Source organism: Methanococcus voltae (assembly GCF_017875395.1).
Taxonomy (GTDB): Archaea; AGJL01; Methanococci; order Methanococcales; family Methanococcaceae; genus Methanococcus; species Methanococcus voltae_C.
Window position 1 is genome coordinate 12,587 of record NZ_JAGGMO010000005.1, and the last position, 23,334, is coordinate 35,920.

Consider the following 23,334-nt stretch of genomic DNA (forward strand, 5'->3'; position numbering starts at 1 on the left):
ACATCTATATTATTTAATTTATGATATAATATTATATAATTTTTAATATATTAATGTATTTTCCATAATTGCGATAAAAAATAACCTAAAATGTCTCTTGAAAATTGGAAAAATGTTAAATTAACTATATACGAAAAATTTAAATCAAAAATAGATAATAATAAAACTAAAACTAAAAATAAAACTAAAAATAAAACTAAAAATAAAACTAAACTTAAGAATTAAAAATTAAAAAATAGATAAGGTAGTTATTATTTTATTTTATATTCTATTTTATATTTTATTATTTTATTTTTTAGTTATATGGTTAGGAAACTCTTACAACTTTGTATTGTCCTGCTACAAATGTTACCTTTAGGCTATCTGTTGGTAATTCATCCATTTGTGCGAAATACTCAACAGCAGTTCGAGTTCCTACCCTATCAGAACCTGCAAGGACTATTATGGTATAATCGCCTATTGTAAAGGTTTGAATAACGCCTATTCCTTCTCCAGGTTCTTCATTTGTTATCGGTATCGGCAAATAACCTCTGTATCTACGTGTTACAGGGTTTGATACAGGACCTCCGATAAGTATTGTTTGCTGTGTAATGTTGTCTGATGCCCTACTTGATGCTAAAACTCCATTACTGGTTAATGTAGTTGAATAGCCCATATCAATGTTGTTTCCAGCGATTACCTCTGCATTGGATATGAAACTTCTTAATTCAACTGATGCTACATCATCGGATACCCCTTCAAAGCTATCTCTGTTTCTACTGCTTCTAACAGATCCTCCACTAGTGGAAGCAAGTAAAGAACCACCTACGATCCATTTACCTGATGTATCTTTTGTGTATGCCCATACATAATCATCTACAATATTTACTCCACCATTAGGTGTTGTAAATACGACCCATTGTCCAGTTGTTTCGTTGTATCTATACAATCTCAAGCTATTTTCATTAATATTACTTGGGAAGTCTGCTAAATTATAGTAGACTTTAATGTATGAATTGTTGATTACTGAACTATTCAATAGTGGTATTTGTATTTCCCAAGGACTTGCACCGGCTGTGAATGCTCCACCACTTGCAGGTGGGTTATTTAATTCAGAGACAGATACTGGCGAGGAAATATTTTCCGTGGTGTTTATTTCAATGTATATTCCAGATAAATTAATTATTGTTGTACCGCCTGTATTAAATTGCGTGTAATTATTGTACGTATCGTTATTTGTAATATTTACATTTAATACAGTCAAATTTTTAATATAATCTGTTGAATTATTATTTCCATATTCGTCAGAAGTATTTACTGCAATTTGGTAAATTCCTGAACTCATATTCTCAATATTTGGTTGAATATTCAAAGCAAATAAATTATCTGCTAATTTTGTAACGTTATATGTTTTTGTACTGTTATCTTCTGCTTTTAATGTAATATTTGTTTTATTTTCAGGTATATTTACGTAATCGTCAATTAAAACCCAAATTGTTGTATTTTGGTTCAAAGCTACTTCTTCAGGTGTTACATAAATATTTCCGATGATTGGTGCTTCTGTATCTATGTACAAGTTTGTGTACGTAGTCGAATTTTTGTGACCTAATATATCAGATATATTTACCATAACTGTTTGGTTACCTGGTGTATCACCTAAATCCAAGAGGCCATACCAGGTTGTAGAGTTTTTCTGAACTAGATGGAATATATTACTGTTGTTACCATTAAGTGTAACGTTTACTTTATCTATTGGGCTTGTATCGTTTACTGTAACTGTAATATTAGTTGTTCCATTTACTTTTGCATACATTGGGTCAAATGAAACACTTATTTTTGGAGCTGATTTATCTACTACAAAGTAGTTTCCAAATTCGGATGAGAGTTTCCAAATAGATGGTTTACTTGCTGTTTTCGTAGATGCGTTTAAGGTGTATAATCCTTCTTCAAGTGGTGAAGCTGGTAAGCTTACCTTATAAACGTCCCACGTATCATTTATGTATGCCAAATTCATTGTTGTGGTGTTGTTTTCAATTCCTGTTCCTAATATCGAAACATTGATTTCAGCTGGAACACCTATTCCCACGATTGCTATATAAGCGTCTATAGGGTCAGCCGTTCCTGTAGTTTGCCCAGGAATTGTATATATGTTTCCAATAGTTATGCTTCCATCATCCCTATAGAATACTGGGTATCCTATTGAGTATTCGGAAGTACCTATGTCTTTTAAATATGCTGATGCTACAATATATGAATTATTATCAATATTTACTGAAGATACATCAATATTTTTATTAAATTCTGCCGCAGTTGTGTTGAATACACCTATTAGTACCCAACTTCCAGGGTGGATTGTATTGGATTTATCTCCGTCAGTTGTATTGTTTACAAGATATAATTCAATTTTTGAATTTCCAAAGTCTCCCGCATTTGGTGCATTACGCCCAATAAATCCTTTAACGTATAAAGAATTGTTTGTTTTATTATATGATACGTTTGTAAATACAGGGTAATTCATATTGCTATTTACTTTTGAAGTGTTTAATTCACCTGTATTGTACTCTATTGCATAAATTTTGCTTGGGTTACTATCTCCAAATACATATGGCGTGTAAGTGAAATTATATATTATATTATTTGAAATTGTTATATTTTTTGAATTTGAAGTATAAATTAAAATTCCTGTAAGATTTAGTTCTTTTAAAACATTATCTCTAATTTCGGAATTTTGAATTTCTAAGAACATCATTCCAGCATAGGAATTTGATATATTGATATTTTCAAATTCTGAATTTTCAACATAACCTCCAATTATGCCGTATATCCAATTTTCCATTGAAATATTACTAATTGAAACGTTATTTCCCGATGATATCGCAAATCCGTAATGTGAATCTGTTGCATAGTTGAAACTTGCATTGTAGTAATTGTAACTGTAACCATTACCATAAATTGTTACATTATCTGAGGATATAAGAATACCTTCATCATCATTTTGCAATATATTTTCCATTATTAAGTAGTTACCAGGATTGGTAATATAATATGGAATGTCTGAATTATAGATGAAGTATGTGTCATTTACATAAAGCCAACCATCATATGTATTGAAGTTGTTTAAATTATCCATTGCTTTTATTGTAAATGTGTAATTTCCTTTACTGTGTGGCACAGATATGTTTGCACCCCAAACGTCCGTAGCTAATTCAGTGAACCAGTATTCATCCCCTAAAATACTGATACTTACATTATTTACTGCCGCACTAGTCCAATTATTTCTTGTCGTTACATTTATAACCAATTTTTCGTCAGGATTATTTACTATAAAGTTTTGAGGACTTGTAACAGTTCGTATTTCAACAGGGTTACCCGTTACATTTATTGCACAACCGCATAAATCACAAGAACAAGTCTTAATGTTCAATATAGGAGTAGACCCACCTTGATTATAGTACGTTGTAATTCTTATTGGATAAACACCGGTTGAATTTGGCGTATAAATGGTACCGTTATATATTCTAGCAGTTCCGCTATCGATCGTATCTAATCGATATGTCATGTTTCCTAAAGTAGCATTTACATACGTTATATTGTAACCATTCGGCTCTATAGTTACATTTATCCATATTGGTCTATCGGTTACTTCCTCAGATATATTTATGGATAGATTTCTACATACCGGTATTTTTTCACGAACTGGTGTATTTAATGCAAATTCTGATGTATAATATTTTCCAGAAGTTTCATTCCTTGCTAATGCTGTAACATACGAATTATTTACTAACGCACTCGTATTTACTCCCACGATATTGGTATATGTCTTAAATACCCCGTTTCCGTCTGTAGTGTTAGAACCCAAGTAAATCCAGCTTCCACCGTAGTTACTAATATTTGCATTAGTGTCACCACTCGCAGGAGTTGTGTAATTTACCAAATAAACATCTACGATTGTATCTGCAAATGCACTAGTTGAATTATTAACACCCACATAACCGGTAACATAAAGTATTTCTTCACTGCTCATGTTTGCAGTTAGAATCACAGGGTGGTCTAATCCATCGTTACCAGTGCCGTCTTCATTTAAGATACCATCATTTGGTAAAACATTCGTAGGGAACGCTTTTAATGATGAATACAATGAAATTCCCAATATATTTTTGTATATTGTGTTATTGAATATATTTACATAATCGGAATTTTCATCGACATAAACACCGATGCTGTTATTCCATATGTAATTTTCAGTTAAATTATAATCATCGGATTCTGAAACTTTTATACCGTATTCGTATCCGCTAATATTGTTTTTTGATACATTCCAATCATTTGAAATCTCATATTTCACACCCATGTCTTTAGATGCAAATCCATCTTCACTTTTAATTGTATTGTTTATGAAATCACAATAATCAGTGTCATAGAAATCAAAACCAACTTCACATGCAGATATTTCATTGTCTTTAAATGTACTGTATGGTGCGTAATCCGCATGTACACCTGTTAAACTACATGTTTTGATGGTATTTTTCAAAATATTTGAACTTGGTGAATCTAGTAAATCTATACCTATTTGTGAATTAGATAATGTAGAACCATTTATTGTATAATCTACACAATCTACAAGTCTTATACAACTTTCTGGACTACTTGGTATTGTAATATTGTTAAAAGTACAGTTTGTACCGGATGATGCCAATATTGCACTGCCATTATTACTATTTATAATTGAACAATTCTCAACCCTAGAATTTATAAGCTGAGTAAGTTTCATACCTTCACTATCAGAGTTTAGTATGTTAAGATTAGTAATCATTGTTAAATTACTACCTGCATCATTTACCCCTATATCCCAACCATCTAATGTAAGATTATTAATGGTTACATTGGTAGTACCTATAACAGTGTTAAAAATACGAATACCGTTTTTAGCGATTCCCCCACTATTAAAAGTCAATGTATGACCATTTCCGTTTATCGTTACATTACTTGTTTTAATGTAAATAGCGTTTTTTCTATCGACCATTACACTTTCATTTAAATTATAAATACCGCTTTCTTCGATTGTTAAACCTACAATACCAGGTTCTGTGAAATTACTTGCACTTATATTGTATTCTGCTGCGCAAGCAGACCCTAGTAGTGTAAGTAATAATATCGAGAATAAGGCATAGCTTAAGTAATTGGATTTCATAAATCCCCCTCGTTAAATTACTCACCAATTTGATAGAATGTTCTATCAAACGTATAATTTAGTATAATATACTTAGTTTATGATATGTATTAAAAAAAAATTTCATACATATAATTATTTAAATAAAGGGTTATATATATTATTTGAATTATAATTACGATTTGTTTGGGATATAACAACAGATAATAGGGAATTTTTAAATAATATCGACATATGACATTTTGATTGTAAAAATAAGTTAAATAATTTAGTTGATTACGAATAAACATAATGTTGAAAAAGATGTGACAATACTAAAAATATCATATAAAAATAAAGTTTAAAAATATAATAATATACTACAAAAAATATATAAAAATAGTAAAAGAATTTTATTTTATGTTATACGGTAATATAATATACTATAATATAATTTGAAAGTTGTTCGAATTAAAATTCTACAACTTTTCCGTCATCGTCCAAATATTTTTTTAGACTAATATGACCGTGCAAGTCATTCTCGATAGCTACTTTTCCAACTATGTCATCTAAAATCCCGTGCATACTGGAACAAGCTTCGCAAGCTACAAAATTATCCTTTAGATATTCGACATGTTTTTTAAATGGATGTTCTGGGTTTATTAATTCTTTTGCCCATTGTACTCCTTCACCTTCAAACAATATCTTTACATCTTCGCCTTTTTCTTTTAATTCTTTTGCAAATAATAAAACATGGAACATTAATGTATTCATTGGTGCTCCATCTTTTTCATAGGAAAAAACCAATAATGAAATCTTCAAATTTATCCCCCTTATAAATTTGTAATTATTGTATTAGTATATAGTGTATTAATTTATTACTGCAATTACTGCAATTTTTAATATATTTAATGATATCAATTAAAGTCTACTTTCTTCTTGTCTCCGACCTGCAATTTTTGGGTCAATTCCGCAAAAACCACATTCTGGCGTATAACAAGATACGTCATAGAAAGTACATTTTTCCCCACAGTTTGGACATTGGTCAGGTACTTCGTCACCTTCGAATATATATCCACAGTTTGAACATTTCCACCAAGTCATAATTCACCCCTAATTTAATCTAACAACTTATCTATTAGAATATTTAAAAATAAATGAGTAAATAACTAAATAAATAAGTATAGACGATATCCCATAGATTTAAGTCTAATAATTCCAAATATATAATTTTATTCTTAATTTTATTATTTTATCTTATTTTATCGTATTTTATTATTTTATCTTATTTTATTATTTTATCTTATTTTTTTATAGCTATTTCTTTTTCATATGTCCAAAGACCATGTAAATTACAGAACATAAATGCCTTTAAAGTCATTGTTAAACCTTCATGACCCTCGGAAGGAGCCTTTAAGGTTACTGTCAATTCAGGCTTAACATACTGCGTCATACTACCCCTATATACTGTTAAGTCCCCTATCCTAAGTTCTATATACTGTATAAAGTGACCATCATCCATAGGGTGGTCAACACCTGCACTATGTACTTTTACTTCATATAATTCATTAACAGCAACTTCATCTTTACATTCTATCATTGGAACGTGCTTTTTTTCAAAATCAGTTCCTTCTTTAAGAGTTTGTACATGTTTATTCATATATATACCCCGTATTTCATGATAATTAATTTTTAGTATTTTGGATAAACTAGTTATTTCGTTATGATTTACACTGTTTTTTATCAGCTTCGATTTCTTTCTCTACTTTTTCTAAAACCCTTACTGCTTTAATGAAAGGTGGCATTCCAGATGTTAATAAAACCATATTTAAAGCATCCATTACTTCATCGTGGGTTATTGCAAGGTGGTTCATACCACTGTATATTTGTTTAAAAGTTCCTCTTTTATCCCCGCTAGCTGCTGTAATGGCTATAGCAATTAATTTTTGAGTTTTGTAGTCCAAAACCTTCCCATTAAAAACCGCATCGTTTAAAGCCACGATTGCATTATACAATTCAGGGTTTTCCTGTTTTACAAGAGGCATTCCCTTGCCGTAGAATACTTGCTGCTTCATATTTTCCCTCAAATTTTTTTTATATATGGTTTATTTTAATTTATTCACACTATAATTTTTGTAAATACGGTTATATATATTTTTTACTTTGAATCATAACTAAATCATATATTAAGACCAATAACAAATTTAAACCCAAATAATAAATTCAATATATTAAATAATTTATAATACAATTAAATAGATATAATAATATAACAATACTAAAACGGTGATATAATGTTAAATAGCAATTTATGTAATCTAGTAAATTCAAAAACTAGAATTCTCGGGGTAATTGGTCATCCAATTGCTCATTCGCTATCCCCTGTTATGCACAATTCGATTATTTTTAAAAATAAGGTTAATCAATTAAATAGTGAAGCTATTTCTAAAAATATCGACACCATCGAGAAATTAAAGGAATTTAAATACTTAAAAAGTAATTTAATTGATAATTTAAATTATGTGTACATTGCATTTGACATTTCACCGGAAAATTTAAAAAATATGGTAGTTTCTGCAAAAACTTTAAACATTCATGGCTTAAACGTTACAATACCGTATAAAATCGATGTTATGCAGTATTTAGATGAAATAGATGAAGATGCTGAAAAAATAGGTGCGGTAAACACCATATTGTTTGAAAATGGCAATTCTAAAGGGTATAATACTGATGGATTAGGATTTAGAAAAGCTATCGAAGAATTAATGGAAACCCGTAATTTAAATACCTCAAATAGCACAATTAAAAGTAAAAAAATACTTGTTTTAGGCGCAGGTGGTGCTAGTAGGTCGATTTGTTACGAAATGTCGAAAGATAACTTTGTTACAATTACAAATAGGACTTTTGAAAAAGCAGAAGCTCTTGAAAAGTACTTAAAATCAATTGGTCATAAAAATGTTAATTCAATTAAATTGGACGAATTTAATAATATAAATAATTTAATGGATTACGATATTATTGTAAACACTACTTCGTTGGGAATGCACCCAAATATTGATGAAACAGTTATTAATTTATCAAAATTACCTGAAAATTCACTCGTTGGGAAATTTGTAGTTGATATAATCTACAATCCTTTTGAAACAAAATTTTTAAAGCAGGCATCTGAAAAAGGGGCTGTTACTCAAAATGGTCTCAGCATGTTGGTACATCAAGGCGCTATTAGCTTTGAGATTTGGACGGGTCTTAAACCAGATGTTGAAATCATGAAAAATAGTTTAATTAAAGAATTGAACTCCAAATAATAAACTAATAAACTAATAAAATAATAATAATTCAATTCTAATTTTTTACATCTGAAATATTTATAACGTTTTTAAAGCATATATCAATAGTATACCACTTACAATGTTAATTTTAATGTTAGTAAATTTTATAATGGTAATGGTTAAAGGTGATAAAATGGATTCTTTAAAAGAATTATTCAAAATAGGTCACGGACCTTCAAGTAGCCATACAATGGGACCTCAAAAAGCGGCCAATGAGTTTAAAAATTATTTAATTCAAAATAATATAGATTTTGATTATTATGATGTTGAATTATACGGAAGTTTAGCATCTACAGGGAAAGGACACCTGACTGATAAAATTATACGAGATACATTAGTGCCTAAAACGGTAAATATCTATTGGAAGCCCGAAATAGTAAAAAAATATCACACAAATGCCTTAAAAATTAAAGCAATATTAAATGATAAAAATAATGATAAAAATAAAAATAATAAAAATAATAAAAATAATAAAAATCAGAACGTAGTTGCTGAAGAAATTTACTACTCCATTGGCGGAGGAACAGTTGTAAAAGATTCGGAAATGACTGGAACCAAAGATTTTAAACCATATAAAAAACCAGTATATCCTTTTGATAAAATGGAAGATATATTATCATGGTGTGAAGAAAATGGGAAAGAATTATGGCAATATGTAGAAGATTTTGAAGAAAATGATATATGGCATTATTTGAGCAATATTTGGGAAGTTATGCAAAAATCAATTGAAAATGGATTACACAAATCTGGAGTATTACCGGGACCCTTAAAATTGCCGCGTAAAGCAAAACGGATATATAAACAAGCTAGAATGAGAAAAACACGTTTTTCAACCAATGGAAAGCTGTATGCCTATGCTTTAGCAGTTGCTGAAGAAAATGCTGATGGGGGCGTAATTGTTACTTCACCTACTTGTGGGTCTTCGGGAATAGTTCCTGCATTATTAAAAGTTTTAGAGGAAGAATATAGCCTTACTGAAGATGAAATTTTGAAAGCTCTTGCTATTGCGGGCTTAGTTGGAAACTTAGTTAAAGAGAACGCCTCCATTTCCGGTGCAGAAGTTGGTTGTCAAGGTGAAGTCGGGACAGCTTGTGCTATGGCTGCAGCTATGGCGTCATACATACTCGGCGGTACCAACCAACAAATTGAATACGCTGCTGAAATGGCTTTAGAACATCATTTAGGCATGACTTGTGACCCAGTTGGCGGTTATGTGCAGATACCTTGTATTGAAAGAAATGCGGTGGCTTCAGTACGAGCTTTAGACTCTGCAAATTTTACCTTATTTACGGATGGTCGCCATAGGGTTAGTTTAGACCAGGTTATTATAACAATGAAAGAAACGGGCGAAGATTTGAAATGTGGCTATAAAGAAACTTCGAAAGCAGGTTTAGCCAAATATTATATGAATACAGAATTTGAAAATTAGATAATTGTAAGTTGTAAAGTTTATAAAAAAATATAATGATTGTAAAAAAAGTTATAAAATTATTTTATATTTAGTGTATATTTTATTTATTTAGTATATATTGTTTATTTAGTATATATTTTATTTATTATTATCATTATTACAAATCAACTATAAAATTTATTTTAAATTCTCCTTCGTTATTTGAAATGTTCATTTTATGATAAGTTATCGCCTTAACTTCCTCTTTTGCTTCATGTTTGGAGTTATCGTATTCTTCACCAAAATAATAGCAATCTAAGGTATAATATTCTTTAAATTTTTCACTACTGTCCTTGTTATCCATATTTTGGATATTGTCTGATTCATCATCTTGTTCTTCTACAATTGATTCAATATTTATTTTAAAGTTTGATAGTAATAAAAATTCTGAATCGTGGAGTATTAACAATTCTGTTAGGTAATCGTACAATAAACTTAGTAAATCGTCAGAAGCTATTTGAAATTTCCCCAGTGCATTTTTATTATCGATTTTATCAATATCAACCATAATATTAAATAATCCCCTACCTGCGTTTTCAAAAGCTTTTTCAATGGTTTCTCCGTAAGATGTAATACCTATGTCGGCCATAGTTTCAAAATATTCGTATCCGCTCAAATTTTCACCTTCAACTTTTAAACGCTTAGATTTTTAGACATTGCAAATTTTATTTATGGTATTTTACGAATTGATAGTAAATTTAGTAGATTATGGAGTATTCTAATATATTTATGCAATATATGTTAATATATTTATTTTATAATATATAACTAATAGATTATATACATATTTAAATAAAAATAAGAGTAATTAAAATTAAAGTTAATAAGAATTAAAAGGATAATTTAATAAATGTTAATTAATAGAATAGAATTAATAGAACCTATAATTACTTATGAATCTATAAAATCGTGATAATTTATGATAAGAGTTTCTGAAGAAAATTTTAATACGGATTTAGAAGTTAAAAAAATGCTTGAAAAGCACCCTGATATAGGGGGACTCGTAAATTTTATTGGCGTTGTTAGGAATGTAGGGTATAAAGACGGCGATGAAAAAGAAGTCAACAAATTAGATTTTGAAGGTTATGTACCTATGGCCACTAAAAAGTTAGAAGAGCTAGCCAATAGGGCTATGGAACAGTTTAATATAATTGACGTGACAATGATACATAGAATAGGCACGTTAAAGGTAGGCGAAAATATCGTTTTAATCGTGGTTGGTGCATCACATAGAAAAGAAGCTTTTTTAGCATGTGAATTCTTGATAGATAAACTTAAAGAAGAAGTGCCAATATGGAAAAAAGAATTTGCAAAAGATGGAAGTTATTGGGTAGAACAACATTAATTTTCCATCACATATTATTTTAATTTAATAACTTTATTTTATTATTTTAATTTAATAACTTTATTTTATTATTTTAGTTTTATGTTATTTTATTTATTATTATTTTGGATTGTAGTTTCTAAGCATTAAGGTAAATCCTACAACAGATAGGGAGCTCAAAGTCATTGCAAATGCTGCGTATTCTGGTCTAAACATTATACCAAATGGTATTAACAACCCGCCTGCAATTGGTATTAATATCGAGTTGTATGCAATTGCCCAGAATAAATTTATTTTAATTTGCAAATATATTCTTCGGCTCAATTTAATGAATTTGTATACGGAATTAATATCTTCATTCATTAAAACTACATCGCCACTTTCTATAGCGATATCTGTACCTGAACCCATAGCTACTCCAATATCTGAAACTGAAAGAGCTGGAGCGTCATTTATTCCATCACCGACAAATACAACTCTCTTTAACTTGTGATTTGAAACATTTCTTTCGATTTTATCGTTTGGAGTGTCTTGTAAAATACAAGTCTTTGGAGTATTGGTGTATTTTATTCCTTTATTTAATTTTTCCCTTATTTTTAGCACAATTTCTGATTTTTCATTTGGTAAAATTTCAGAAAATATGTTTTCTTCTGGAATTCCTAATTGATTACCGATTACTGAAGCAGTTTTTCTGTTATCCCCAGTAACCATGTATGGACTAATACCAATGTTTATCAAATTAGAAATTGTTTCTTTTGCATTTGGTTTCAATTTATCAGCTATTGCCAATAAACCATTAACTTCTTTGTCCATTGCTAAAAATACTATGGATTGGGCATTTTCTTGGTATTCATTTAATTTTTCAAGGTATTTTTCAGGAATTGGTACATTATTTTGATCCATTAACGATTTATTACCTACAAGTAAACTTTTAGTTATGCCTTCGTCCGTTATTTTTCCTTCAACTCCTCTTCCAACAATTGTTTGATAATCTGAAACTTTTTTAATCATTTGTTCAGTCATTTCAGATTCATATTTATCTTTGAAATACTCTACAATTGCATTTCCTAAAGGGTGACTAGAATTTGATTCCATTGAAACTATATAACTTGCAAACTTCTCATCGGGTAAATCAGATATATAATCAGTTACTGACGGCTTACCTTCCGTTAAAGTACCTGTTTTATCAAATATTACCGCATTAATGTTTTTTGATAATTCAAATACTTCAGTATCTTTTATAAGTATACCCAAGTTTGCAGAACGACCCAAACCTACGGTAACAGCCGTAGGAATAGCAATACCTAAAGCACAAGGGCAAGCGATAACAATTACTGATATGAATATCGATGCAGATATTAATAGCCCGTAACCGCCTAAATACCAGTAGCTAGAGAATAAAATGGCCAATAGAAATACTGCAGGTATGAAGTAATTAACTAATCGATCTGCGATACTTTGGAAATTTGGCTTAGTTGCTTGTGCTTGTCTAACTACTTCGATTATCTGTGCAAGTAATGAATCTTTACCTATTTTTTGAGCAGTTATCTGTAAAACTCCCTCTTGATTAATGGTACCGCCAATAACGCTATCCCCGATATGTTTTGCGTTTGGTATTGGCTCTCCAGTTATTGAAGATTCGTCAACGTAACTACTTCCATTGTAAACAGTACCGTCGACAGGTATTTTTTCACCTGATTTGACTAGTACAATGTCTCCTTTCTTTATTCTTTCTACGGGTACCTTAGAATATTTTTCTACGCCATTTTCAATTTCTACGATAACCGCATATTTAACCTGTAAACTCATTAATTCCTTAATTGCCTTTGAAGTTTTACCCTTAGCTTTACCCTCAAGATACTTACCGAGTGTTAGTAATGTTGCTAACATGACTGGTGTGGAGTACACCATGAAATCCTGTGACAAAATCCCAAATGTTGCAAAAACTGATGCTAAAAATGACGCTAAAATACCTAATGTATACATTACGTTCATATTTAGGTATTTATGCTTTATTGCAGTGTAGCCATTCTGAATTATTGGTAAAGCTACATAGTACATTGGGAATAACGACAATATCAATAATGCAAAATTCTTTGTAGTAGCATCCATTGACATCATGCTGAAAATTACAAGAATTAAGGAGAATGCTACCCCTACCCAAATTTGAAGTCGTTTATGCTCCAATTCAAGCTCTTTTTTGCTTTTAGGAGGTTTTGGTAATTTTGACTCGTAAGTTCTTGAACCATTTTCATTTTTAGAAATTATCGCAATATCTAAATTATCTGAAATTTCTGAGTTTTCAGAAGTATGTTCGTTGGAATTTTTAGATTCGGTTGATTTTTTTAATTGTTTAAGTTTATTTGCATAGTTATTTTCTTTATGTTCTGCATGACCTGATTTTTCAGAGTCGCTAATTTTATTGATTTTATTATTATCCTTATTATTAGTATAATTAGTTTCATCTAATTCCTTATTATCAACATTATTAATTTTTACAAAATTATTGGGTACATCATCTTCAGATATCCTAACCCCGAAACCTAATTCTTCAATAACTTTGGTCATATTGTCCAAATTAGCAATTTTTGGGTCATATTCAACTCTTGCAATTTCGGTAACAGGATTAATCGATATATATTTAACCCCGTCAATTTTTAAAACATTTTTTTCAATGTTTGATGCGCACATACTGCAGTGCATACCCGAAATTAGCAAAGATATCTTTTTGGTATTGTTGATAACTGCAATTTTTCCCCTAGTTTGCACGTTATCGTTATCTTTACCCGTATTTTCTAATTCTGATTCATTTTCATATTCATTCGATAATTTATTATTATTACTATTATAATTATCATCATAATTATTGCTATTTTCTAATTTTAAATTATCGATATCTTTGTTTATAATTTCGTATTCAAAATCCAATTCTGCAACTTTATCCAGTATGGCATCTAAATCCACAATATTTTCATTGTAATCTATAACCCCTATTTCAGTAACTGGGTTAATGGCTATAGAATTGACCCCATTAAGCTTTAAAACATTGTTTTCGATATTTGATGCACAACTACTGCAGTGCATTCCAAATATTTGTAACTCTATTTTCATAATAATCCCAAAATACACCTATAAGTCTATTATTGAATATAACATAATATTATTTTAAAAATATATATTTATAAATTTAATTGTGTAGTTATTTATGTTTTATTAAATTATTTTACATGCTCGTAAATTCACAGGTATGAATATTAAATTTAAGTATGCTTAAATATTTTAATAATTATATAGTGCTACGTATCACTATATAAATAATACTATTTGATATCCAAAATTAGTTAATTTTATATTCTTATATTGCATTTAACCGATATTATGTCTTTTTACCGTTAAAACTTTTTAATTTTAAATTCTGAGGAATATATAGTACTCTTATATACTAATTTTAGTATACCAATATTATATACTAATTTTATGTGGTAATTATTATAAAATATTACTTAAAACCGTGATTTTTCAAACATTCTCCAAATTCTGAATTTAACTCTTCTACAGTCAATTTAAGTAATATGGGTGTACTATAAGGATGAATCTCACTAAAAAGATTACATAATTCAGACCAATTTTCTGTAGAAGTCTTGTAAATTACACCTACCTCATAACTAGTTATTATCCTATTTTCTCCATCATCTATCTCTTTTAGCACTTTTTCATTATAGTCTAAATTTTCAGAAGTTTTACCGAGATATAATGAGTTATGCATCCAAAAATTGGCACAGTATATTAATTTTTTTTCAAGTAACAATTCAGAAACATTTTTAGCAGAATTTAAACTAGGAAACGTTGAATATATCAATATCATAAACTTAACCGCCTATAAATTTTAGATTTAATCTATTATAATACGATTTAAAAATTTAATAATTAATTTTGATAAATTAATAATTTATAATTGATAAGTAGTGTAAGTTTTTTAAAAAAAGTTGTTAAAAGATTAAATTTAATAATTTAATTTCTATATCTTAATTTCCGTAATTATTATTATTATTATTATTATTATTAGTAGTACTGCCCAATTTTCTTCCGAATTCACGACATTCCCTTAATTCTTCTACTGAAGGGGTAAATTGTATTTTTAAACATTCGTCATCTATAATTTCATAATTTAATTTTTTGAAAGTTTCACAAATATGCCCTGTTGCACATTCTACCCATCCATACGAACCGAAAGCAACGCCTAGCTTGTCAATAGGTTTTAAATCTTCTAACCAAGACAATATATTGCGTACTGGCGGATATATATTTGCATTCATAGTTGGAGAACCAATGAGTACATAACGAGCGTCCATGAGCTCATTCATAATCTTATTTACTGGGGACTCTGTATTTAATATCCTAACGGTTACGCCTGCACCTACCAATCCATCTGCGAGTGCATATGCTATTTTTTCGGTAGATCCATACATAGATCCATATAAAATTACCGCTTTATTTCTTGGGACGTCTGAACTCCAAAGGGCATATTTGTAGATTATATCGTCGATTAAATCGCCTCTCCATACCGTACCATGTGCGGGGCATATGTAATTTATATCATATTGCGATAATTCTTCCAATACTGAACCTACGAACATACGATATGGTAAGATAATAGAAGCAAAATAATCCTTAGCTTCGTAGAATGACCTACCCCCACCATCGATTTGATCAGCAAACCTTTCTGAAGTCGCCAAATGTTGACCGAACGCATCATTTGAATAGAGTATTCCATCACTCGAGTAGGTTACCATGTTATCAGTCCAATGTAGCATTGGCGTTCTTATGAATTTTAAAGTTCTTTCACCTATATCTAAAGTCTCATTAGTATCTACAATTATAAAATGCCAATCTGTTGTATCATACATTTTTTCTAAGTATTCCTTTGTAACTTTATTTAATACAACTTTAGCACCGGTATCCCTAACTAAATACTCTAAACTACTGCTATGATCCATTTCCGCGTGATTAACTATAATATAATCAATCTTCTCTGGATTTATTATCTTAGCAATATTTTCTATAAATGTGGGGTAGTATTCTTTTTTTACTGCATCTATTATAACTTTTTTATCATCGAGTATTAAATAAGAGTTGTAGCTCGTACCTTGTATGTCAAAACCGTGAAAATGGTTTGCTTTCCAATCTACGACGCCTATATAATAGACTCTGTCAGTAATTTTCATAATCACACCTTAAAAATATTTTTGACGTATTTATTTGATTTTATTACCAAATACTATATATTGTAGTAAATTATTAATTATTCCTTAATACTATCCTTTAGTTTTTAGGGCTAATTTATTTCAAATATATTTAATACAATATTATTTATGAAAATTTCAATATATAAATTAAATGTATTTAAAAAGATTATTAATAACGGGATAATGTAATAAAATATTATATAAAACAAGAAAATAGAGAATATAGAGGATGAAACATGTTTGAACAAGTTATTGTTATTAGAAACGACTTAAAAATGGGCAAAGGCAAAATAGCGGCACAAGCAAGCCATGCTGCGATACAGGCTTTTTTACATGCTGAAAAAATTTGTCCAGATGCAGTCAAAAAATGGATGAATGAAGGCCAAAAAAAGGTAGTTGTAAAAGTTAATTCGGAAAGTGAGCTTTTAGAAGTGTTTAAAAATGCAAATATTGAAGGTTTACCTGTTGGATTAATAAGAGATGCAGGAAGAACCCAAATTGCTTCGGGAACGCTTACTGCTGTAGGCATTGGTCCAGAAAAAGAAGAAAAAATTTCCAAAATTACCAAAGATTTAAAATTGCTATAAATAAATAAACTAAATAACATTAGAATTAAAATATAGGGTTTAATATATATTGTAAATATATAAGATATATCAATATAATTATGTAATAGGAATATGATTAAATTATTAAATTAAAGTATTTAAATTAAATTATTAAATTAAGCGTAATTTGTAATTATTTATGTATTTGGTGATATTGTGACTGTTAAAATTGCAGAACTTACCTGCGGTGCTGAGTATAGTGGCGTACAGGCTGAAATTGAGAAGGCTGCTAAATTAGTCGGTGGGGAAATAGTATTTCCAGAAGTGGACCTTGAATATATTGATGAAGTTCAAAAACATCTAGGTTTTGAAGTAGCTTCAGCAAATTTAAAATTGATGTTTGCAAGAGCAATGTCAATAATAGAAGGAAAAACAGATGCTGAAGCCGTTTTTATTGCTACTTGCTTTAGATGTGCTGAAGGAGCCTTAGTAAGAAACGAAGTAAGAAGATTAATACAACAACATACGGATTTACCAGTTGTTATGTATTCATTCACTGAAAGGACAAAAGCTCCAGAATTACTTACTAGAATGGAAGCACTCGTTACAATTGTGGAAAAGAAATCATTACTTGCAAGGAAAAAGCAAGAAGGTATCAGTTTAGGTTTAGATAGTGGTTCTACAACCACAAAAGCAATCATTATGAAAGATAACGAGATTGTTGGTACAGGTTGGGTTTATACAAAAGATGTTGTTAAATCTGCTCAAGAAGCTCTTGATAATGCATTAAAAGAAGCAAATCTCAAGATGGAAGATATCGAAACAATTGGTACGACAGGTTATGGTAGACACAATCTAGGTAGGCACTTTAATGCAGACTTAATTCAGGAAGAATTAACGGTTAACTCAAAAGGTGCTGCCTTTTTAGCAAAAAAACAAGAAGGAGAAGCTACAGTTATCGATATCGGCGGTATGGACAACAAAGCTATCTCATTAAACAATGCTATTCCAGATGGTTTCACAATGGGCGGTATTTGTGCGGGTGCGAGTGGTAGATTCTTTGAAATGACTTCAAGAAGATTGAGTGTTGAAATAGGGGAACTCGGGGACATGGCGGCTGAAGGAAACTGGAGAAATGTTATGATGAACAGTTATTGTATCGTCTTCGGTATTCAGGACTTAGTAACTAGCCTTGCAGAAGGTGCTACACCAAATGACGTTGCAGCTGCTGCGGCTCACTCCGTTGCAGAGCAGATTTACGAACAACAATTACAGGAAGTCGATGTCAGGGAGCCATTAATTTTAGTAGGTGGAAGTAGCTTGTTAAAAGGTATGGTTATGGCCCTTGAAGAGATATTGGGTAAAAAAATCGTTGTTCCTGAGTACTCCCAATATATTGGTGCAGTTGGTGCGGCTTTATTAGCTTCTGGCTACAGATACAATAAGAAAAAATAAAATAACTCTTTTTTTACTATTTTTACTATTTTTAGAATTATTATTTGCTATTTTTTATATGTTAGTTTATTATTTTATTATTTTATTTTATTTTATTATTTTATTTTATTATTTTATTATTTTTTTTTATTGATTCTAATTTTTTAATTATGTCATGTTATTTTTTCAGATACATTTATATATTTAAACATACAATAGTACTATTAAGTCGGAATAGGAATTCCGGTTCCGGTAAGATTAAAATATAATATAAAATAAAAATATTAACAAAATTACGTTGAATAGAGATTGAAATACCAATAACAATATTGTTAATTACAATTAATAACCCAAAATTAAAAAATAATTAATAAATATTGATAAATAATCAATAAACTAGTAAAAACTTAATAATAGCTTAATACTAACCTATTAATTATCAATACAAATTTAAAAACACGAAAAATACCATTACTAATGCCAATAAAACAATGTGTGAAATTATGAAAAAAATTGAAGCTATTATACGTATGGAAAGGCTAAATATCGTTAAAACAGCACTTTCGGATAATGGATTCATAAGTTTAACGGTTTCCGAAGTAAAAGGCCGTGGTGTTCAAGGCGGTATAGTTGAAAGATACAGAACTTCCGAATATGTGGTTGACTTATTGCCAAAAATAAAACTTGAAATAGTTATTCCAGACGATGAAAAAGACAAAGTAATCGAAATCATCAAAGAGAATGCTTATACGGGCAAAATGGGCGATGGAAAAATATTTGTAATTCCATTGGAGCAGGTTATAAGGATAAGAACTGGAGAAAATGGAAATACGGCTATTAAATGATAATTTACTAAATATTAAATTACTAAATTACTAAATTACTAAAAAAATGAGTAAATGAATAAATGAATAAAAAAAGGGTGAAGTTGTGGCTATAACAGAAATTGCAGGGGGTACAACGAACATTGCCCAGAGTTTGGCAAGTTTGGCAAGTGCGGGGGACGTTATGTTCTTAGTATTTGCAGGTGTTCTTGTATTTGCCATGCAACTTGGATTTGCACTACTTGAAGGAGGACAGGTGCGTGAAAAGAACGTTAACAACGTTATGATGAAAAACATGACTGATTGGATGATTGCAGGTATATCCTGGTTATTTGTTGGTTATGTATTATCAACGTCATTAAACCTTGGAGATTTAGTATCTTGGTGGGGAAATATACTAAGTGCATCTTCATTGAGTAACTTGGATTTAGCGAACTGGTTCTTTGGTCTTACTTTTGCAGGTGCAGCATCTACGATTGTTTCTGGAGGGGTAGCTGAAAGGATTAAATTTAGTTCTTACATCTTAATTGCGATAGTAATTACCGCATTAATATATCCTATATGGGTACATATTGGTCCTTGGGGTGCCGGACTGTTACAATACGCGGATTACGCTGGTAGCTATGTAGTACACGGATTAGGGGGCTTCTTAGCTTTAGGTTTAGTAATAGCCCTTGGACCAAGAGCTGGAAGGTTTGTTAACGGCAAACCTGTCACAATTGCCGGTCACAACATACCAATGGCTACAATTGGGGCATTCGTGCTTGCCATAGGCTGGTACGGTTTCAACGTGGGGAGCTCATTTGCTGTTGCAGATATATCCGGCGTAGTTATTGCAACCACTACTATTGCAATGGCAGGGGGTGGAATAGGTGCTTTATTAGCTTCTAAAAATGATGTATTATTTACTGCAAACGGAATTGTGGCTGGATTAGTTGCAATTTGTGCAGGGACAAACGTTGTAAGCCCAATCGGTGCTTTAGTTATTGGACTATTGGCAGGAATACAGTTGCCGTTCATGTATAAATTGATTGAAAAATTCGGTGTGGATGATGTGTGTGGTGTAGTACCAGTACACGGTACAGCAGGAATTCTCGGGGGAGTCTTAACGGGTGTATTCGGATTAACTGCATTAGGAGGTCTTGGGGGCGTAAGCTTACTTGACCAGGTGATAGCTGCAGTTTTAACTGTAGTATTTGGGGTTACAGGAGGATATGGACTTGGTAAATTGGTAGGTGTCTTTACCAAAGGTCTAAGAGTTACAGATAATGAAGAACTTGTTGGTTTGGACATATCTGAACACAAATTGCCTGCATACCCTGGAAAGCAGTAAAAGCATTGAAAGCAGTAAAACAATAATAGGTTAAAATCTAACCATATTAAACCTAAATAAACCTAAATAATGTATTAAAAATAAATATGCCATAAAAATACACGTAAAATCAAATTAAAATACTCAATTATTTAAAAAAATAATTAAAATAAAATAAAATAAAAAATAATATAAAAAATAAAAATACATTATAAAAGTTATTAGTATGTTTAAATCAACTATTAATAATTTTTATAATATTTTCCATTTACTATTGTACTATATATCTTACATTTGAACGTCATATTGTCATAAGGACTAAATTTAGCCTTTGATTTAAATTCAGACGCTTTAATTGTAGTATTGTCACATAAATCAATTATAGTAATATTCGCCATATTACTTACATTTAGACTGTTACTAATATCAAATATCTTAGAAGGATTTATAGACACCATTTTAATGGCGTCTTCCAATTTAATCTTTTTTTCTTTTGCTAAATCAAAAACTATCGGTACGAGCGTTTCAATACCTCCGATACCGGATGGACATTCTAAAATGTTATCTTTCATTTTCTGTTCATAGGTATGAGGTGCATGGTCTGTAGCTACGATGTCAACTGTTTTATCATTTATTCCTTCAATTAAGGCTAAATTATCCAGTTTAGTTCTTAATGGTGGATTAAACTTACCCAATCCTTTTAATTCTTCCGCCATTTCTTCATTTAATATTAAATGATGAGGTCCCACTTCACATGTAATAACTACATTTTTCAAAGCTTCTTTTGCTTTTTTTATCAATACTAAAGCTTCTTTTGTAGATACGTGGCAAAAATGTACTCTTGGAGTTATTATTTTATTTACCACATCTTTTTCAGTATCAATTTCATATAAAACGTCTAAAACTTCACTAATAGCATTTATCTCACTGTAGCGATCCCTCATTCTACAGTGAGTTGTGAATTTAAATTTTTCCATATTTTGATTAAATTCTTCTACAAAATTTTTATGCTCTGCATGAATTGCAAAAAGCTTATTCTGCATTAAAATCTCTTTTAATTTGTAATAGTCTTTGATAAATAATTCTCCAACGGATTTAACCATGAAAATTTTGTAGAATTTTGCATCGTCAACTACATCAGTATAATTATTTTCGGTTACACCATATGCAAAATACAGGTTAATTGCGCAGTTATCATCTTTTGCTTTTTGGACTTTCTCATCGAAAAGCTGTTTTGTGATGGTAGGCGGATTACTATTTGGCATATCTATTGCAAAACAAACCCCTCCGTTTAAACCGGCTTCACAACCTGTTTTTAAGGTCTCTTTCTCCTCGTTACCGTATCTAAAATGAACGTGAGCGTCAATAACGCCACCAATTACTAATTTTTCATTCAAATCTATTGCAGATAGGCTATTTTTAGTATTAAGTTCAATTTTATCTTCAATTTTTGAAATTTTGCCATCTTCTATTTTAATATCTCTAATAATAAATTTATCAATTTTATCGTCGTAAATTTTACAATTTTTTAAAATATAGCTATTTCCATATTGCTCTTGGTATTCAAAGCCCATATATATCCCCCATTAATCGCTTAAAATCTTTTGGCGGTTCTTGATTTAACGTTAGTAACTTATTTGTTCTAGGATGTATAAAAGTTGTTTTATAAGAATGTAGCATTAAACTATGGTTCATAACATCCCTATTTTCATTATTTTTACCATATAGTTCGTCACCAAGTATTGGAAAACCCAAATAAGCTAGATGTCTTCGTATTTGGTGAGTTTTACCCGTAATCAATGAAGCTTTTAAAAGGGTAGCATTACTATTGTAATTATATGTAATAATCTCAAAATTTGTATGTTCAACAATTTCACCAGTATTTTTATCCTGCATAACTACTGAAAATTCAGAATTATTTTCATTGTTACGTTTTAAATTTAAATATAAATCATCTGATAAAGTAACTTCTTTATTAGATTGGTTATTAAATTCCATATTTTTATAAACCGTATCGATATTTAAATTATTTACTTCCATTTTATCGCAAACTATTGCCAAATATTCTTTTTTCATGCTCTTTTGAAATTGATTGGCTATTTTTTGATGTGCAAAAGAATTTTTAGCAATTAAAACAATTCCTGTGGTATCTCGGTCAATTCTGTTTATGAATCTAATTTTAAAGTTAAAGCTTTTCCCATTATCTTTTTCCGTATCTTTTTGATACTTTATTATTACATTTGCCAAGGTTCCACTTTTTATAGTTTTAGTGGGGTGAACAACCATGTTTTTTGGTTTATTCACTGCCAAAATATCCATATCTTCATAAACAATTTCTATTTTAGGGGTATAATTTTCTAAACTATTGGTTGAGTTACCTAAATTGGTTGAATTAGCTGAATTAATTAAATCATCGGCATTAATTAAATTTTCGTCTGTTTCTTCATTATTTCCTAAATATATGTTTATTATCTCATTATCCTTTATTTTTGATTTTAAAGATATATTTTTGTTATTTATGGTGATATAGTTATGTTTATCAAATTTATTAATCGATTTTCGAGATAAACCAATAATTTGTAAAATTTCAATTAATTTTTTACCAATAAATTGCTTATTTTTGCAATTTTTTGAATTTACATATATTAATAAATTATTTGTATCCCCTTCGATTTCGTAATTAAATTTTGATACCATATCATCCACCTATTATCTATTACCTATTATTTATCATCTATT

At 29.9% G+C, this 23,334-nt stretch carries 18 protein-coding genes; 7 read left to right on the forward strand and 11 right to left on the reverse strand.

All coding sequences use genetic code 11. The features are described 5' to 3' along the window. Positions 1-307 precede the first annotated feature (307 nt). The 5 genes from J2127_RS06030 to J2127_RS06050 form a co-directional block, all read right to left on the reverse strand. Positions 308-5,170, reverse strand: coding sequence for a right-handed parallel beta-helix repeat-containing protein (locus J2127_RS06030; RefSeq protein WP_209732673.1), 4,863 nt, complete (start codon positions 5,168-5,170; stop codon positions 308-310). A gap of 429 nt (positions 5,171-5,599) precedes the next feature. After that, the gene (locus J2127_RS06035; RefSeq protein WP_209732674.1) at positions 5,600-5,950 is read right to left on the reverse strand and encodes a DsrE family protein; all 351 of its coding nucleotides are present in this window, start codon (positions 5,948-5,950) and stop codon (positions 5,600-5,602) included. Positions 5,951-6,049: 99 nt separating this feature from the next. Beyond that, positions 6,050-6,232: a rubredoxin-like domain-containing protein gene (locus J2127_RS06040; RefSeq protein ID WP_209732675.1), complete on the reverse strand. Its 183-nt coding sequence runs from the start codon at positions 6,230-6,232 to the stop codon at positions 6,050-6,052. 199 nt (positions 6,233-6,431) lie between these two features. Beyond that, the gene (locus J2127_RS06045; protein WP_209732676.1) at positions 6,432-6,788 is read right to left on the reverse strand and encodes a class II SORL domain-containing protein; all 357 of its coding nucleotides are present in this window, start codon (positions 6,786-6,788) and stop codon (positions 6,432-6,434) included. Positions 6,789-6,849: 61 nt separating this feature from the next. Beyond that, complete coding sequence (locus tag J2127_RS06050; protein ID WP_209732677.1) at positions 6,850-7,203, reverse strand: carboxymuconolactone decarboxylase family protein; 354 nt, start codon at positions 7,201-7,203, stop codon at positions 6,850-6,852. Positions 7,204-7,422: 219 nt separating this feature from the next. Between J2127_RS06050 and aroE the strand changes: the two genes are divergently transcribed. Beyond that, the gene (gene aroE, locus J2127_RS06055; RefSeq protein WP_209732678.1) at positions 7,423-8,433 is read left to right on the forward strand and encodes a shikimate dehydrogenase; all 1,011 of its coding nucleotides are present in this window, start codon (positions 7,423-7,425) and stop codon (positions 8,431-8,433) included. A 157-nt stretch (positions 8,434-8,590) separates the two neighbouring features. After that, positions 8,591-9,886: an L-serine ammonia-lyase gene (locus tag J2127_RS06060; protein WP_209732679.1), complete on the forward strand. Its 1,296-nt coding sequence runs from the start codon at positions 8,591-8,593 to the stop codon at positions 9,884-9,886. A 139-nt stretch (positions 9,887-10,025) separates the two neighbouring features. Here J2127_RS06060 and J2127_RS06065 read toward each other — a convergent pair whose 3' ends face one another. Further along, positions 10,026-10,523 (reverse strand): archease, encoded by a 498-nt coding sequence (locus J2127_RS06065; protein WP_209732680.1) that lies wholly within the window; start codon positions 10,521-10,523, stop codon positions 10,026-10,028. A gap of 303 nt (positions 10,524-10,826) precedes the next feature. Between J2127_RS06065 and J2127_RS06070 the strand changes: the two genes are divergently transcribed. Continuing rightward, positions 10,827-11,252, forward strand: a complete 426-nt coding sequence (locus J2127_RS06070) for a molybdenum cofactor biosynthesis protein MoaE (protein WP_209732681.1) — start codon at positions 10,827-10,829, stop codon at positions 11,250-11,252. Between the two features lie 99 nt (positions 11,253-11,351). Here the strand turns inward: J2127_RS06070 and J2127_RS06075 are convergent, their stop codons facing one another. The 3 genes from J2127_RS06075 to J2127_RS06085 all read right to left on the reverse strand — a co-directional run bounded on the left by J2127_RS06075 (position 11,352) and on the right by J2127_RS06085 (position 16,456). Then, positions 11,352-14,342: a heavy metal translocating P-type ATPase gene (locus J2127_RS06075; protein ID WP_209732682.1), complete on the reverse strand. Its 2,991-nt coding sequence runs from the start codon at positions 14,340-14,342 to the stop codon at positions 11,352-11,354. A 388-nt stretch (positions 14,343-14,730) separates the two neighbouring features. Further along, positions 14,731-15,096 carry a divalent cation tolerance protein CutA gene (gene cutA / locus J2127_RS06080; RefSeq protein ID WP_209732683.1) on the reverse strand — a complete coding sequence of 122 codons (366 nt, stop codon included), beginning with the start codon at positions 15,094-15,096 and terminating at the stop codon, positions 14,731-14,733. A 160-nt stretch (positions 15,097-15,256) separates the two neighbouring features. Continuing rightward, on the reverse strand, positions 15,257-16,456 hold the full coding sequence (locus tag J2127_RS06085; RefSeq protein WP_209732684.1) for an FprA family A-type flavoprotein: 1,200 nt from the start codon (positions 16,454-16,456) through the stop codon (positions 15,257-15,259). A 257-nt stretch (positions 16,457-16,713) separates the two neighbouring features. Between J2127_RS06085 and pth2 the strand changes: the two genes are divergently transcribed. From pth2 to J2127_RS06105, 4 genes are all read left to right on the forward strand, one after another. Beyond that, complete coding sequence (pth2, locus tag J2127_RS06090) at positions 16,714-17,064, forward strand: peptidyl-tRNA hydrolase Pth2 (protein ID WP_209732685.1); 351 nt, start codon at positions 16,714-16,716, stop codon at positions 17,062-17,064. A 177-nt stretch (positions 17,065-17,241) separates the two neighbouring features. Then, positions 17,242-18,480, forward strand: a complete 1,239-nt coding sequence (locus J2127_RS06095) for a methanogenesis marker 15 protein (RefSeq protein ID WP_209732686.1) — start codon at positions 17,242-17,244, stop codon at positions 18,478-18,480. 482 nt (positions 18,481-18,962) lie between these two features. Then, positions 18,963-19,304: a P-II family nitrogen regulator gene (locus J2127_RS06100; protein WP_209732687.1), complete on the forward strand. Its 342-nt coding sequence runs from the start codon at positions 18,963-18,965 to the stop codon at positions 19,302-19,304. An 85-nt stretch (positions 19,305-19,389) separates the two neighbouring features. Continuing rightward, on the forward strand, positions 19,390-20,616 hold the full coding sequence (locus J2127_RS06105) for an ammonium transporter (RefSeq protein WP_209732688.1): 1,227 nt from the start codon (positions 19,390-19,392) through the stop codon (positions 20,614-20,616). Positions 20,617-20,837: 221 nt separating this feature from the next. Here J2127_RS06105 and pyrC read toward each other — a convergent pair whose 3' ends face one another. Beyond that, positions 20,838-22,169 (reverse strand): dihydroorotase, encoded by a 1,332-nt coding sequence (gene pyrC / locus J2127_RS06110; RefSeq protein ID WP_209732689.1) that lies wholly within the window; start codon positions 22,167-22,169, stop codon positions 20,838-20,840. Then, positions 22,159-23,292: an RluA family pseudouridine synthase gene (locus tag J2127_RS06115; RefSeq protein ID WP_209732690.1), complete on the reverse strand. Its 1,134-nt coding sequence runs from the start codon at positions 23,290-23,292 to the stop codon at positions 22,159-22,161. The genes pyrC and J2127_RS06115 overlap by 11 nt, the downstream gene beginning before the upstream one ends. Between the last annotated feature and the right edge of the window lie 42 nt (positions 23,293-23,334).